Below are 15,801 nucleotides of genomic sequence, written 5' to 3'. Positions count from 1 at the left end.
TTTTAATGCCATCCTTCCGAAGATAAGTTAGCGTTGGGAAAAGAACCGGATAGCTTTCTCTATAGAACCGGCCTCTTCGGGAGGAACATCATACTCTTCGTAAATTGCGCCTACCGGGCAGGCGGCTTCGCAAGCTCCGCAGGATATGCATAGGTCGGCGTTAATAAAATATTGATCTTCGCCTTTGACAATGCAGTCCACCGGACATACGTCCAGACATTCTGCTGCCTGTTCGTCAATGCATGGGGATGTTATGACGAATGCCATCCATCTCGCCTCCGACTAATGTTTAATAATTGGCATCATCATTTTAAGCTTCTCACGATCACTTAGTCAACATTTTAGTTTATTAAGTTTAGATATTGACGAGGGGGAAAAATAGGGCTAAGATCAATCACAAACATTCTAAATATCGATGTATAAAAACTTACGATCGTTTGGGACGAGGTGAGAATGATGATTGAGATTAGCGATAAAGCTTCCGCTCAAATCAACGAAATGATCCTAGATTTGAATTCCCCGGGGCTATTCTTGCGGGTAGGCGTCGTAGACGGCGGCTGCAGCGGATTGTCTTACGATCTGCGATATAAAGATCAAGGAATGACAGGCGGATTCACCATGGACAATCCGAACGTGAAAGCCAGCTGCGGATGCGGAGCTAGCTTCCGAACGGCTGCATACCGCGGCAAAGCGCAAAAATGCTAAAGGAGCAAAGGCGATGAATCAACCACGCGAGAATGAGATTGTCGATATGATTATCATTGGAGGAGGACCTACGGGCATGTTTGCCGGATTCTATGCGGGCATGCGCCAAGCAAGCGCGAAGATCATAGACAGTATGCCTCAATTGGGAGGCCAGCTGGCCGCTTTATACCCTGAAAAGAAAATCTTCGACGTGGCTGGATTTCCTAACGTTACGGCACAAGGGCTTGTGGACCGGTTGGAACGCCAAATGAGTGTCTTCCCGATTCAAGTCCGTTTAGAAGAAAAAGTTCTGCAAGTGTTTAAAGAAGAGGAACGCCTTTTTAGAATCGTTACGGATAAAGGGGTTCATTGGGGACGTTCGGTCATCATCGCGGGAGGCGTCGGAGCATTCGAACCCCGAAAGATGGACTTGCCGGAAGCGGCCGATTATGCGGGAAGAGGAATTCACTACTTCATTCGCGATCTTAAAGCGTTTGCCGGGCAAGAAGTTGTCGTGTGCGGGGGCGGGGATTCCGCAGTCGATTGGTCTTTAATGTTAGAGGGCGTCGCGAAACGAGTTACGCTCATTCACCGCAGAGATAAGTTCAGAGCGCATGAACATAGCGTGGATAGGTTGATGAAATCCAGCGTGAACGTCTTGACTTCAACTGATATTCTTCAAATTAGGGGCGATGATCGAGTTAGAGAATTGACGATCGCGAGCAGCCTGAAGGGAGAAGAATGGCAAATCCCGTGCGATTCATTAATCGTGAATTATGGATTTGTCTCATCGCTAGGTCCGGTCGCGGAGTGGGGGCTGGATATCCAACAGGGCTCTATCCGGGTAGACACAAGGATGGAGACGAACATTCCGGGGATTTTTGCCGCTGGAGACATCACAACTTACCCCGGCAAGCTGAAGCTTATTGCCGTAGGGTTCGGGGAAGCTCCGACAGCGATTAACAACGCCAAAGTCTACATCGATCCTCAGTCTAAACTTTACCCGGGACATAGCAGCCATATGAAGTTTAATTAGCCATTATCATGGTACGGGTTCGGTAACGAGTGCCCTCAGCAGTCTGGAGCAAAATACCGGCAAGAAAATACATCGATATGAAGCCGCGAGAAGCGCGGCTTTTTTTATATTAATGAAGGCAAAGTCCTTGCCTAAAGCACAGGACAAGAACATTAACCCTTCGGAATGCTTCGGTATTCCGTCGGCGATACGCCCATCATCTTCTTAAACATCCTGGAAAAGTAGTAGGGGTCGGGTATCCCCACGGCACCGCAAACTTTCTTCACGCTCAGGTCGGTCAAGTCGAGCATTTGGCCGGCGCGCTGCATTTTCATTCTTAAGAAGTAATCGATGGGCGGACATCCCGTTTCCTTTTTGAACAAATAAATCAGATGTTGCTTTGAAAGGCCGGTGTGCTGGGCCAATTCAAGGAGCGTTACGGAGCCGTTCAGCCGGTCGGTCATGTACCGGATGGCTTGCTCTAAGTAATGCTCTCTTTTTTTGTCCTGTGCCGAGTGACTCGCGCTGATGCCTACGGTGCTAAGGAGATGCCGAACGGTTTGAGAGACGTGAATTTGGACCTGTAGAGAATACGTTTTGTCCGTTAGGAGGGCGAAGCATTGCTCGAAATGCTCCAGCCACTGGGCATGCGTTCCAAGCGGAAGAGACAAAGGGCCTGAATCCAAGCCATATGCCCGAATCAGTTGCGTAGCGTGCTCTCCTTTGAGATGGAACCAATAAATGGTCCAAGGGTTGTCAACGGCCGCGCCGTAGCGGTGGGCCATACCGGCGGGAATGACGGCAAGCTGATGCGGCGCGATTCGTGCCTGCCTGTCGCTGCCGTTCCATTCGATCCAGCCTTCGCCTTCCACGCAGTAGATGAAGATGTGGGAGTCGCAGCCCTCGTTTCTTTCCCGGTAATGATATCTGGCTTGGGGAAAATAACCGATGTCGCTTACATAGAACGATCGGGTAAGCTCCTGGGATTGAAGGTCGTTCTGCATGTATTCGGGCTGAATGAACAATCTCTGGGAGTCGAAGCCTTCCGGTTTCCGAATCGTCGCCATCCTGCTAGCGTCCCTTCTTTGTCAAAAGTGTGAGAACATATTCCATTCCGCTTCTCTATGGTTCGTTGTTATTAGGATCTTGATCTTCATCGATATAAGAATATAATCCATCAAATGCCGAGTTTCGTCAATTGGAATCCGATCGCGCTTGCGGTAAATTGGAATCATCAAACAAGGGAGGGTAACCGATGAGCATTCAAGAGAAAGCCGCGTCGGCAGCTTTTCAGGCTGTGCGCGTATGGGAAGAGGATAAGGATATCCCGACGTACGGTACCGGCGAACCGGACAAAAACCCGATGTTCTTGGAGAAGCGCGTCTACCAAGGAAGCTCCGGCCGCGTCTATCCGCATCCGGTTATCGATAGAATAGAGGACGAGAAGAAGCCGAAGACTTACCGGCTGGCCATCCTCGAGAATGAATATGTCCGAATCGAAATCATGCCGGAAATAGGCGGCAGGATATACCGAGCTCTGGATAAAACGAATAACTATGATTTCGTCTATTACAACCGGGTCATTAAACCGGCACTGGTCGGATTGGCGGGACCTTGGATCTCCGGCGGAATCGAGTTCAATTGGCCTCAACATCACCGCCCGAACACGTTCGGACCCGTTGAGCATCTGCTATCGCCGAACGAAGACGGCAGCGCAACGGTATGGGTCAGCGAGATCGATCGAATGTACGGAACCAAGGTGACGACGGGCTTTACCTTATATCCGGGCAAAGCGTACCTGGAGATTTCGGCCCAGTTGTATAATCGAACGGCTCAGCCGCAAACGTTCCTCTGGTGGGCCAATCCGGCCGTCGCCGTGAACGATCATACCCAGTCCGTCTTCCCGCCCGATGTCACGGCCGTATTCGACCACGGCAAAAGGGACGTATCCCGGTTTCCGATCGCAACGGGGACGTATTACAAAATGGACTACTCGGAAGGCGTCGATATTTCGCGCTATAAGAACATCCCGGTACCGACTTCGTACATGGCGTATAAGTCGGACTATAATTTCGTCGGAGGTTACGATCACGGGGTCCAGGCAGGACTTCTCCATGTAGCGAATCACCATATTTCTCCAGGCAAAAAGCAATGGACCTGGGGGAACGGGGAATTCGGGCAAGCATGGGACCGCAACTTGACCGACGAGGATGGGCCTTACATCGAGCTGATGACGGGCGTATACACCGATAATCAACCGGACTTCACCTGGCTTCAGCCTTATGAGGAGAAGACCTTCAAACAATACTTCATGCCTTACAAGGATATCGGAGTCGTCAAGAATGCATCCATCGAGGCCGCCGTCAATCTCGAAGTGGACGAACCATCGCGCACGGCAACCGTCATGGCTTATGCCACCTCTGTGCTCAAGGACGCTGTCGTAGAGTTAAAAGGAAAGAAACGGATTTATGCACGCGATACGGTGGAGTTATCCCCGCTGTCGACCTACAAGTCGATTATCGCGCTGGACGAACAAGACCGGGCGCACGACCTTCTAGTGACGGTATTCGATTCGGAAGGCAGGACATTAATCTCCTATCGTCCCGCCAAGCCTTCCATCGAGCAAGTGCCGGACGCGGCGAAGCCGCTGCCGCTGCCGGAGGAGTTGAAGACGAACGAGCAGCTTTATCTTGCCGGACTTCACCTGGAACAATACCGGCACGCTACGTTCGAGTCGGAAGCCTATTACCTGGAAGGCTTGAAACGCGACGCATCCGATATCCGAATCAATGTCGCGTACGGCACGTTGCTGCTCCGAAGAGGGCTGTTCCGGCAAGCGGAGAATCACTTCCGTACTGCAATCAAGTCGCTCACCTGGCGGAATCCGAACCCGTATGACAGCGAAGCCTATTACCAACTCGGCATGTCGCTTAAATTACAGGGGCGGATGGAAGAGGCCTTCTCGGCATTCTACAAATCCGTATGGTCTGCGGCTTGGCAGGACAGCGGGTACTTCTCGCTGGCTCAAATCGCCTGCGGCAAAGGGGCTTATGCGGAAGCCCTTGAACTGGCTGAACGTTCGCTCATACGCAATAGCCGCAACTACAAATCCAGGCATTTGAAAGCGGCGCTGCTGCGCAAGCTCGGACGTTATGCGGAAGCGCTTGCCTATGCCGAAGAAACGCTTGCTCTCGACGTAGCCGATTTTGGTTCTGCTTATGAACGAGTCCTTCTGTTCTCCGCATCGGGTAACGAGCAGGATGAAGCTACAGCAAACGATAAGCTAACGACTCTGATGCGTAACGACGTCCATAATTATTTGAACCTGGCGTCCGACTACGCCGGCTGCGGTCTTTACGATGAAGCCGCGCAAGTGCTGGAGCGGATCATCCAGCTAACGGGCTCTTCCTCGTATCCCATGCTGCATTATGCGCTGGCTTACGTGCTGGAAATGTCGGGTCAACCGGCGGAAGCCGGCGTCCAGAGAAGAGCCGGCCATGACGCGGCGCCGGACTATTGCTTCCCGAACAGTCTCTTTGATCTGTTGGTGCTGGAAAGCGCGGTCTCCTTGGATTCCTCGGATGACAAAGCCCGTTACTACCTGGCCAACCTGCTGTACGACAAGAAACGTCCGGAAGAATCTATTCGTTTGTGGGAGGCTTCCGTTTCGCTATTCGACGGTTTCGCGACGGCGCATCGGAACCTTGCGCTTGCTTATTACAATAAGCGCAATGCTCCCGAACAGGCGCGTAAGGCTTTGGAGAAAGCATTTGCCTGCAATACCTCGGACGCTCGCGTATTTTATGAACTGGACCAGCTGTACAAGAAAATCGGCCTCTCCGCCGCAGACCGTCTGGCGAAGCTGGAGCGCCACATGGAATTGGTCGAAAAACGCGACGATCTGTATGTGGAATATGTAACGCTGCTTAACTTGCTCGACAGGCATTCCGATGCCGCAACGGCAATCGCCCGCCGGAAGTTCCACCCATGGGAAGGCGGAGAAGGGAAAGTGACCGGCCAATACGTGCTGGCGCACGTCGAACTCGGCAAACATTCTCTCCGACAAGGGAAGTTCGAGCAAGCGGCGGACCTGCTCAGCCGTGCTCTGGTTTACCCGGAGAACTTAGGGGAGGGCAAGCTCGCCGGCGCGCAGGAGAATAACGTTTACTACTATCTCGGCAACGCGTACGAAGGATTGGGTCAATCCGAGAAGGCAACCGAATGCTGGTCCATTGCTTCGCAAGGCTTGGAGGAACCGGCCAGCGCGATGTTTTACAATGACCAACCGCCGGATATGATTTTCTATCAGGGTCTCGCCTGGAGGAAGTTGGGCGTCGTTAAGGAAGCGAATCGCCGGTTCAACAAATTGATCGATTATGCCGAGAAGCATCTGTTCGATGATGTGAAAATCGATTATTTCGCCGTTTCCCTACCGGACTTTCTCGTGTTCGAGGATGACCTGAATAAGAGGAACAAGGTCCATTGCCTTTACATGATGGGGCTTGGATGGCTTGGCCTGGAGCGGACCGCGGAAGCGAAGGCAAGACTCGACGAAGTGATCGAATTGGAGACGAACCATCAGGGCGCGAGAATTCACCTGGCCTTGTGCGACTAACAGGTACGGAGAAGAAGGCGGAGGCTCCGGCGAGTTGGTATGCAGCATACATTGTACAAAGGATATTCCATCCCACTCCATCATTGGTTACCGTCTGAACATCCGGACGGAGGACGATGCAGAGGAACAGAATTTCGACATTCCAGATTTAATTCCGGGAGAAGGGACAACGATTCATGTGCTGAATCCTGCTAAGGATGGCAAAACGGTCTTATCTATCATCCGGCCAACGGGATATACCATGTTGGTTCGGGAATTTGATTAAAATGAGAAATGAAGAAAGCGATCATTCCTTCGAAGAATGATCGCTTCTTTCTTAGATTCGTTGCGGAAACAAAGATACTTGATACTCGGGAATCGCGCGGATGGAACGGAACTCCGCGATCTCGACTCCCTCGAACCGTTCGACTTGGGCTTGGTTCACGAACGTGGTGACCGTTCCTTTGCGAACCGGGGTGATGGCCAGATGCACATCGCCTTTATCGAGATCGTTCCGGAACTGCTTCAACCCAATCTGCCAGGGATGTCCGTAATAAATATGGTCGGTTAGAAGCCTTGTCCCTAGATAAGCTTCAGCAACATCGCCTTCATAATCGATGTGGAGCCAGACGTCGTTCACTTCCGCAGGCCATTCCTTATCGATTTTTAACAGGGCGGAGCGACCTGAAGGCTTGGAGACGGACAGACTCGGTTCAAAAGCGGGAATGGAGATCTTGAAGGTTTCGAACACGCCGTCTTGTTTCCTCGCAAGAGTCCCCTTGTTCGAACGCAAATCCATGGTCCCGGTTTGAAGAAGGGACACCGTTACCTCGCTGTTAGACGAGGTACACACAAGTCGATTGTTGTGCACGAACAGATGGCTGTCGCTAATGACGAGCGTTTGTTTGTTCCACAGGGAGACCTTGTAGGATTGAAGGGCTTCTTCACGCGTGAGTACCAAAATACGGACTTCATGGCCATCGGACGTTCTCGCGCGGACGACATGTCTTCTGCCTGCAGCGGGACGAACAATCGAGTTCGGGCCGATGTCTTCTACGGTTCCAGCGCCAGGATCAATAGACGACAATGACGATTTACGGAAGACGAGTTCGGGAGTCATGCCTTCATGCGCATAGAAGACGAAGGTTTGCTCCCCATCGGACTCCAGTTTTGTTAGCAATTGAGCCGTCGCGCTAACTAATTGAATCCCGCCGAGATCGAGGTTGAACGGCAGCACGACACCAATCCCGCCTTTGATCGTGATTTCACCCGTGCTCGGCAAAGAAACGTTCCCTTGGGAAGTCTCGAGTTCGATTCGGAAACGGCGGTCGGGCATTTCGATATGATCCTGAAAATTATTAACGAAAACGAAGCCGGAGCCGTCCTTCTGCCTGACGCACCAGCGCAAAGTCGAGGTATCCTCCGATGGAATATCGCTTTGGCCCTCCGGTATCGTTGTGGGCATTGGAGCGAGTACGTCGCCGAACGCTTCGAGGAACATCGAGAGGGTGCGAATCCGGTCGTACGATTCGCCGACCCTGCCGAACTCCCCTAACGGAGACTGATAGTCATACGTGATTTTCGGAAGGAACTGTTCGTTCAAATACGTTTTCTTGCCCACCGGATTGGAGCCGCCATGATACATATAATAGCCGAGAAGATTGCTGCCGCTTGCCAGCTTGACCAGCGTCATGGCTTCGACGCTGTCTGCGGGAACGTACGGTCTTGCGTTATAGCTAACTTGCATGCCGCCCGCCATCTCGCAATAAGCGACCGGATATTCCCGCGTATCGTAGTTAACCGGTTCTGCAGGAGTATGATGAAGATCGCGGAACACGAATTCCCGGCTTGGCGGTTGATTCGGAATCCACGGCGTATAGGCATAGCCGGCCAGCATCGGAAGGGTGCCTTGCTCCGGTACCGCGGCGCCTCCCCAAGCCGTTGCCGTAAAGAAGAGCGGTTTAATGCCCGCTTCGATGGCGATTCGTTGCAATTCCATCAAGTGATCGTTGCCGCCCGTTCCGGAAGTCATGAACTTGCCGGCTTTGTATCCCCAAGCATCGTTCGGCGCCCCGCAGTGCATGAACTCGTTTTCCAACTGTACGGCAATGACCGGACCCCCGTCCTGATAGAGCGAGCCCTTCATCTGTTTGGCGATTTCTCGGTAAAGCTTGTTGGCCAGAGCCAGGTATCCAGGATCGTTGGAACGGATCTCGATCGGTTTGGAGAACACCCAATCCGGGATCCCGCCATTACGGACTTCCCCATGACAGAATGGTCCGATTCTTAGGATCAGAGGGAGGTCCAGTTTGGCGCACAAGTCGATAAAGTGACGTAAATTCCGGTCGCCGCCCCATTCGAATATCCCTTCTTCTTCTTCGTGGAAGTTCCAGAATACATAAGTAGCCACGATATGGACGCCGCCGGCTTTCATCTTGAGAAGCTCTTCTTCCCAATGCAAGTAAGAGAACCTGGAGAAATGAAATTCCCCGACAACCGGGATGAAGGGTTGACCATTGCGCGTCATGTAGAAGTTCGTGAAACCGTAAGCGTCTCCGGAGGGGTTGCTTCCGCCGAACTCCCCCAGTTTGCCTGGACGGATCTCAGGGGCAGCGGTGTCTGTTAGCGAAAGCTTGTAAACAGAGTTGTTCATTGTCGATCTTGCCTCCTTATGTTATTTTGAAAATGCGATGAATTCTACTGAGTCAATCAGTGGGGAAAAGCACCGATGGTAATAATTTTAAATAATAGATGGGCTTATGAGGAGTAGCGAAATGGCTAAAAAACCGACGAATTATGCTATTAACGAAGAGCGTCCCTACGGAATTCTCATCTCCGGCCATTACCGGGAGGAGCTAGGTTATTCTGTCCACCGTCCTTCGGGAAGCGTGGATTGGTTGCTCATGTATACGCTTTCCGGCGAAGGGGTTGTCCGAACGGCAGAGGAAGACGTGCTGTGCCGAGAGGGGGACGCCGCCATCTTGCTTCCGGGCATTCCGCACCAATATGGTACTCATGGAGAAGCATGGGAATTTCTATGGGTTCACTTTATTCCAGACCCGGATTGGAGTCCGTGGCTTAGACTGCCCGTAAGATCCGAAAGATTCTTTCACTTGAGCTTGCCGGCGGAAGTCCGTCACGCGGTGGTCGATCCGTTAAACCGCATGCACCGCCATTCTTTGCGGGATGGCCGTACAGCCTTGCACGGCAGGTTATCGGAGTTGGCGTTGGAAGAGGCGCTGATTCAAGTCAGGTTGGCCGCTTCGGATGTCGGAGAAATCGCGATGGATTCCAGGATCGCGGAAGTATTGCGGTATTTGCAATTTTCCTTCAAGGAAAAAATAGGCTTGCCGGAATTGGCCCAACTGGCCTGTTTGTCACCGTCGAGGTTGTCCCATCTTTTCAAAGAAGAAGTGGGAGACACGATTTTGAATACCGTAAACAAATTCCGGCTCGAAAAAGCGGCTCAACTATTGTCCTGCACGAGCAGGCGGATTTCGGAGATTTCCTCCGATGTCGGGTTCGAAAGTACGGATCATTTTACAAGAATGTTCCAACAATCGTTCGGAGAGACTCCGTCAAAATATCGCAAACGCAAGACGAGTTTATAATGACCGGACAAGCCGTCTCTATTTTTAGTAGGCGATACCTACGCGCGACTTTATATAGTCGCTGGCTTTTATCTGGCTATATGTAAATTCAGCTGTATCCGCGACGGATATTTCAACCCCACCCTCAGGCAAAAAATCACGTTCTACGCGGTAATTGCCTTTCCTTACTCCGTCGGGCAGATACGTGGGACAGACAATAGTCCATTCTAATGTTGATTGTTTGAGCATATCGTAAACGTTATGATGCTCTTTCGCCGCACGGACTGATTTGCGCTTTGATTCACTTGACTGATAACGCAGGGAATTTGGGGCAGATCTACTTTGCAGAATACCCGCAGTCCCTATCGTTATCATTCGTTGTATACCTTCGCGTTCCATTGCTTCGATAATAAGGGGCATGCTTTCTGTTAGGGTAGTTGTCCCATCCGTATTTAGTGCACTAATCACGGCATCCATCCCATGCATGGCGCGTACGATATCCTCTTTATTTAAAACATTCCCTTGAATAATAGATAAATTGTTATCGTTGATCTGAATCTTTTCCGGAGTTCGAACTAAAACCGTAACCTGATGTCTGTCATAAAGGGCATAAGTAACGATTTGACTTCCGACTCGTCCAGTTGCGCCTAAAATTAATATATTCATAAGTTCGAACCTCCCTGTTGTGCTAAAAGTAATTATATCGTCTTTCTGCATCGACGTGGGATTTCTTGTTTTATTTCCAATTTACGCAATCGGAACATGGAATGTATAATATTGGATGAAAGCGAGCGCACGACGATCCTAGCAATAGGAGGTTACGCTGTGAGAGCCGGAATAGGGAGAAACGAAGGGTTGCTTCTCGCGATGGTTGCTGCGATACCGTGTCTTTTTTTGTCGGCCTGTCAAGAGGCAGGATCCTCCTCACCCGATACCGCCATCCCGCTAGGTCCCACTCCGCCGGCGGCGCATGCGGCAACGGCTGACCCGATCGCGATAACGACCGTCGAGGAAATCGTGCCTTCCATGCGGTTTAAGTACGGAGAGACTCCGGCAAACAACTGGCATACCAAATGGGCCAGGGAGAGACACGGCATCGATTTTAAAGTGCTATGGTCGGCCGACAGCCAGAACGAGGCTTATGTGACGAAGCTTCGGCTTTCGCTTGACGCGGACGAGCCGCTTCCCGATACCTTCCACGTATACGATAAAATGTTCGCCGGCGAGCTGATCGAAGCCGGCAAGCTGCTGGACATTACGGAAGAGTTCGAGCGATATGCATCTCCGCGGATGAAGGAACTGTACGCCAAGTATCCGGAAGTGTGGTACCCGGTGACCTATAACGGGAGAAAGTACGGATTGCCGGTACTCACGGCGGGAGACGAGCAGGACACGCTCATGTTCATTCGCCGGGATTGGTTGGACAAGCTGGGACTCGAACCTCCGGCCACCATCGAAGAACTCGAGAACGTCATGGACGCTTTCGTGAATGAAGATCCGGACGGCAACGGACTTAAAGACACGATCGGCATGTCGGCAGGGATCAAGGACAGCGTATCCTCCGTCGTCGGCGACGCCAGCTGGCTGTTCGGCTCCTATGGAGACGCCTTGCCGGATCAATGGATTCTTACGGATGACGGAACGCTTCAATACGGCTCGTTGCAGCCGAATGCGAAGCAGGCGTTATCCAAATACGCGGAATGGCTGAGAAAAGGATATTTAGACCCCGAAATCGCTTTGATGGACGGGGTCATGGCCGCCGATGCCTTCACCAGGGGCAAGTCCGGCATTTATTTCGGCGCCTTCTGGAGCGGGGGATGGCCATTGGGCGACGTCAAGACGAACGTGCCCGGAGCCGAAGTCATGGCTTATCCGCTGCCGTCGGGACCGAACGGGCAGATCGCCCGCAAAGCGACGCCGCTTTCTCTCGGACTTATTTTGTTCAATAAAGATTTCGCGCACATGGATCGGATCCTGCAGTATTACGACGACTTATACGGTTTCGTTTTCTCGGGAGAGACGGACGTACTGAGATTCGGATTCGCCGAAGGGTACGATTACGCGTTGGTGAACGGTGAGCCCGTCTACGACGACGATCGAATACCCGGCGGTAAAATCGAAGCCCAAAAAGTCATTCTGTCCAACGAAGAACCGAACATTCCGTTCAAGCAGACGAAAATCTATTACGACTTGTACCATGGGAAGAAGCCAGAATCGTTCTATGAGAAATACCTGTCGGGAGCGGGACCCGAAATTCTTCAGGCGGGCGCCGTCAATTATGAGATGATGAACTATTCCGTCCGCGACCGGTTTATCGGAGCCCCGACGCCGGCGATGAAGGAGCGGCACGAGTATCTGAGAAGCTTGGAGAACGACACGTTCACGCGGATCATTTACGGCAACGCGCCTCTGGAGCAATTCGACGACTTCGTACGGAAATGGAAGAGCTCGGGCGGAGACGTCATTACTCGGGAAGTGAACGACTGGTATAGGACGGTTAATCCCGAAATGAGGAGAGAATAGTGAGCTTCCGGTACTCGTTGTTCGTCAAAATGTCGATTCTGATTCTGATGCTTCTCGTTCCCGTCCTTCTTCTGATCGGATATTCGCATAAGGTCAGCGTCGAAGTCGTGGAGACCGAGCTGGAGCAATCGAACCTAAGACGGCTTTCCGTTCTTCTCCGCCACATGGATTCCTCGATCGGGCAACTGCAGCAGTTGGCCGTTTTTTTGAACCGCGATCCCAGCGTTCGTGATCTTCCGAATCTCCCGTATAAAGACAGTCTATTGGACAGGGTCAAAACGAAAATCGCCGTTCAGGAGAAGCTTAAGCTGCAAAGTCTCTCCAGCGACTGGAGCAACGAATTCGTCGTTTATTCGCCCGTTGCCCGCCAACGCGTCGATCTGCTGTCTACCGCCGAATACGACGAGAACGACTTGCCCGAGCATCCGTCCGCCTCCTGGAGTTTGGAAACGACGGATTCGAAATCCGGTCTCGAAACGCGGAGGTTCAAGCGATATATCGTGGACGAGTACATGCCGAACGAAGAGATTTCGAAATCCAAGTTGATAGTGGAAGTTAGCTTTGATTCCAATAATTTAGCCGCTCTCTTATCCGACTATCAAGAAGGCGGAAGGGGCAGTCCGTTTCTATACCGAGCGGATGAAGATGCCATTCATGGGAGTCCGAAGGACGAGGCAACGACTGAAGCGTTGATCTCCTGGCTCGACGGAAGGAGTCTCGGACAAGAAGATGCGCCTAGGGTGAAGCTGAATGGCAAAGACTATCAAGTCTATTATCTCAAATCGAGAACGTTGGATTGGTACCTTGTCGATTTCCTGCCTTTGAACGAGGTCGTTTCTCCCCTCTACGAAAGCCGCAATCTCTTTTACGCCGCGATTGGCTTGCTGCTGGCCGTCAGTCTCATCGCGCTTGCGCTGCTTTACCGAAACATTCAAATTCCGATCAGCCAATTAATGAATGGGTTCAAGCAGATTCGGGACGGACGATTCTCGGCTCGCGTTCCGACGGGTTCCAGTCGCGAATTCGTTTATATGCAGACGGGCTTTAACGAGATGGCGAAGGAAATCCAACTTCTCGTCGAGTCGGTCTACGAGGAGCAAATCCGCTCCAAGGACGCGAGGCTGAAACAGCTGCAAGCCCAGGTGAATCCGCATTTTCTCTATAATTGCCTGGCTTACATTACGAGCATGAACGAATTGGACGATCGCGAAGCGGTCTCGTCCATGGCTCACAATCTTGCCGATTATTACCGGTATACGACGCGATCCGATAAGGAAACGGCGACTTTGCGGGAAGAGCTGTCGATGATCGAGAATTATTTGAATATTCAACGGATGAGAATGCCGCGGCTTCGATTCTCGATCGATGTTCCGGAGACCATGGAAGAGATGATCGTTCCGAAATTAACCATTCAGCCAGTCGTCGAGAACGCCGTCTTGCACGGGATCGAGTTGAAACCCGGGGAAGCGGAGATTCGCATCACGGGCTCCATGGAACAGGGATTCTGCTACCTCCATGTTGACGACAACGGCACCGGTTTGCCGGAGGAACGGATACAAGCCATGGATAAGAGCATGCGCCTAACGACTGAAAGCGATATCGGCTACGGGCTATGGAACGTCTCTCAACGGCTACAGCTCATGTTCGGGCCGTCTGCCGGAGTCTGCTTCTCTCCATCCCCTCTTGGGGGATTGCGCGTTCGACTGGCCTGGCCCACGCCGGGATCCGAATCCGAAAAGAGGGATGAACATTGATCACGCTGCTGATCGTTGACGACGAGACTCATCTGGTCGACAGCCTTGCGGAGTCCCTGGATTGGAGCACCCTCGGCATTGAAGCGGTGTTGAAGGCGTATTCCGCGGCCGAAGCGATAGAACATATGCGAGCCCAATCCGTAGACATCCTGATTACCGACGTGCGAATGCCCGGCATGTCGGGTCTCGAGTTGATCGCTTATGCGAATCGTCATCATAAGAAAACAAAAACCGTCCTTCTGACGGGGCACGCGGAATTTGCCTATGCCAGGCAGGCCGTTCAAGAGCAGGCCATGGACTACTTGCTCAAGCCGGTGCGAGCGGAAACGCTCGAACAATGTCTGCAACGGATACTGGATCGGATCAGGCAGGAGTGGGAGGAGGTCGGCTCTTACCAAAGAGCCGTCGCGACAGTCCGCGGAAATCTTCCCCTGCTTCGTTCCTCGCTTCTCGAGAACCTACTTTATGGCAAACGATACGCGCCGGCGGAATTGACCGACCGTTTGACGCTTTTTGAAATCGCTTTCCGGACCGGCGACGAATTCGCGATGATGCTGATTCGGCTGGAGGACGAGTTCGCGCATGATGACGTTCAAGGAATGAATGTCATCGAGAACGCGGTAACGAACATCGCCGAGGAGATTTTCGGAGAATGGTTCGAGCTCTGGTATTGTCGCGATAAGAGAGAATATCTCGTTTTTCTCGTTAAAGCGAAGCAGCCTCTGGATCGCCTACGCTATCATTTGGAAGACGCCGCGACCCGATTGCAATTTAATGTTAGCCGTTATCTTAGAGGAACCGTATCCGTCATCATCGGCGACGGGCTAACTTTTCCCGACGACGTATCCGATATCTACCGCCGGATGGTCGCGACATTTCTTAAGAAGGTCGGCAGCATCAGAGACATGTTCGTCACGTTGTCCGACCGGCGGGTAGAAACCGGCGAGGTTCGTTCGCTGCGCGTGTTGCACGAATCGCCCGCGCTAATCAACCTATTGGAAGCCGGCAGATGGGAAGAAGCGGAGGATAAAATCCAGAGCATACTGGATGAATTAACCGCCGAGTGGCAGGCTTCCCAAGCACATCTTTACGAGGTGTTCTTCCATATTGCCGGCGCGTTCATTCATATCATTCACCGCAGCGAGCTGGTTCTGTCCACCGTGCTGGGGGAAGATTTCGAGAAGCTTGCAGCCGGGCCGTGGTGCCGTTCGCCGAAGCTGTTGGGAGAGTGGTCGATGCGGCATCTGCATCGGATTCGCGAAGAGCTGGCGCTGCGATCGGCAAGCAGCCAGAGCTATCTCGTTCGGCAAGTGTACGCCTTGATCGAGCGGACGCCGATTAAGGAACTCACCGTGCAATCGATCGCCGACGAGGTTCGGCTGCATCCTGTTTACCTGTCCAAGATATTCAAGCTCGAAACGGGGATGAGCATCAGCGATTATTTGCATCGGTGCCGGATGGATCGGGCTTGTTATTTGTTGTCGAATACGATGGGCCGAGTTTACGAGATTACCGCTGAGCTAGGATTTCAAAATCCGAATTATTTCGCTAGAGTGTTCCGTCGCCAGTTCGGCATGACTCCCCAGGAATACCGCGAACGGTCGAATCTTAAATGATTATCCGGAATGTTGCAAATCTACC

Annotated in this window: 11 protein-coding genes; 7 read left to right on the top strand and 4 right to left on the bottom strand. The window is 52.1% G+C overall.

Annotated features, from left to right (window positions below; genetic code table 11):
* Positions 1-27: 27 nt before the first annotated feature.
* The gene (locus tag H7B67_RS10750; protein ID WP_185119823.1) at positions 28-267 is read right to left on the bottom strand and encodes a ferredoxin family protein; all 240 of its coding nucleotides are present in this window, start codon (positions 265-267) and stop codon (positions 28-30) included.
* Between the two features lie 186 nt (positions 268-453).
* Between H7B67_RS10750 and H7B67_RS10745 the strand changes: the two genes are divergently transcribed.
* On the top strand, positions 454-705 hold the full coding sequence (locus H7B67_RS10745; protein ID WP_425353884.1) for a HesB/IscA family protein: 252 nt from the start codon (positions 454-456) through the stop codon (positions 703-705).
* A gap of 13 nt (positions 706-718) precedes the next feature.
* Positions 719-1,720: an NAD(P)/FAD-dependent oxidoreductase gene (locus H7B67_RS10740; protein ID WP_185119822.1), complete on the top strand. Its 1,002-nt coding sequence runs from the start codon at positions 719-721 to the stop codon at positions 1,718-1,720.
* 152 nt (positions 1,721-1,872) lie between these two features.
* Here the strand turns inward: H7B67_RS10740 and H7B67_RS10735 are convergent, their stop codons facing one another.
* Positions 1,873-2,766: an AraC family transcriptional regulator gene (locus tag H7B67_RS10735; protein WP_185119821.1), complete on the bottom strand. Its 894-nt coding sequence runs from the start codon at positions 2,764-2,766 to the stop codon at positions 1,873-1,875.
* Positions 2,767-2,954: 188 nt separating this feature from the next.
* On the opposite strand from H7B67_RS10735, the gene H7B67_RS10730 reads away from it, so the two are divergent.
* Positions 2,955-6,314, top strand: a complete 3,360-nt coding sequence (locus H7B67_RS10730) for a DUF5107 domain-containing protein (RefSeq protein ID WP_185119820.1) — start codon at positions 2,955-2,957, stop codon at positions 6,312-6,314.
* A gap of 316 nt (positions 6,315-6,630) precedes the next feature.
* Here the strand turns inward: H7B67_RS10730 and H7B67_RS10725 are convergent, their stop codons facing one another.
* Positions 6,631-8,946 (bottom strand): beta-galactosidase, encoded by a 2,316-nt coding sequence (locus tag H7B67_RS10725; protein ID WP_185119819.1) that lies wholly within the window; start codon positions 8,944-8,946, stop codon positions 6,631-6,633.
* A gap of 106 nt (positions 8,947-9,052) precedes the next feature.
* Here H7B67_RS10725 and H7B67_RS10720 point away from each other — a divergent pair, with 106 nt between their 5' ends.
* Positions 9,053-9,904, top strand: coding sequence for a helix-turn-helix domain-containing protein (locus H7B67_RS10720; protein ID WP_343069206.1), 852 nt, complete (start codon positions 9,053-9,055; stop codon positions 9,902-9,904).
* Positions 9,905-9,928: 24 nt separating this feature from the next.
* On the opposite strand, the gene H7B67_RS10715 is transcribed toward H7B67_RS10720, so the two are convergent.
* On the bottom strand, positions 9,929-10,549 hold the full coding sequence (locus H7B67_RS10715) for an NAD(P)-dependent oxidoreductase (protein ID WP_185119817.1): 621 nt from the start codon (positions 10,547-10,549) through the stop codon (positions 9,929-9,931).
* A gap of 159 nt (positions 10,550-10,708) precedes the next feature.
* Here H7B67_RS10715 and H7B67_RS10710 point away from each other — a divergent pair, with 159 nt between their 5' ends.
* From H7B67_RS10710 to H7B67_RS10700, 3 genes are read left to right on the top strand one after another with little or no spacing between them, the layout of a single operon-like run.
* A complete protein-coding gene (locus tag H7B67_RS10710; RefSeq protein ID WP_185119816.1) occupies positions 10,709-12,406 on the top strand; it encodes an extracellular solute-binding protein in 1,698 nt (565 codons plus the stop codon).
* On the top strand, positions 12,406-14,160 hold the full coding sequence (locus tag H7B67_RS31270) for a histidine kinase (RefSeq protein ID WP_185119815.1): 1,755 nt from the start codon (positions 12,406-12,408) through the stop codon (positions 14,158-14,160). Before H7B67_RS10710 ends, H7B67_RS31270 begins: the two co-directional genes overlap by 1 nt.
* Positions 14,157-15,776, top strand: coding sequence for a response regulator (locus tag H7B67_RS10700; protein ID WP_185119814.1), 1,620 nt, complete (start codon positions 14,157-14,159; stop codon positions 15,774-15,776). The genes H7B67_RS31270 and H7B67_RS10700 overlap by 4 nt, the downstream gene beginning before the upstream one ends.
* Positions 15,777-15,801: the final 25 nt, after the last annotated feature.

Origin of the sequence: Cohnella thailandensis (assembly GCF_014212135.1) — a bacterium.
GTDB classification, from domain to species: domain Bacteria; phylum Bacillota; class Bacilli; order Paenibacillales; family Paenibacillaceae; genus Cohnella; species Cohnella thailandensis.
Note: the sequence above shows the minus strand (reverse complement) of the source record. Positions and strands in the feature narration are given on the sequence as shown.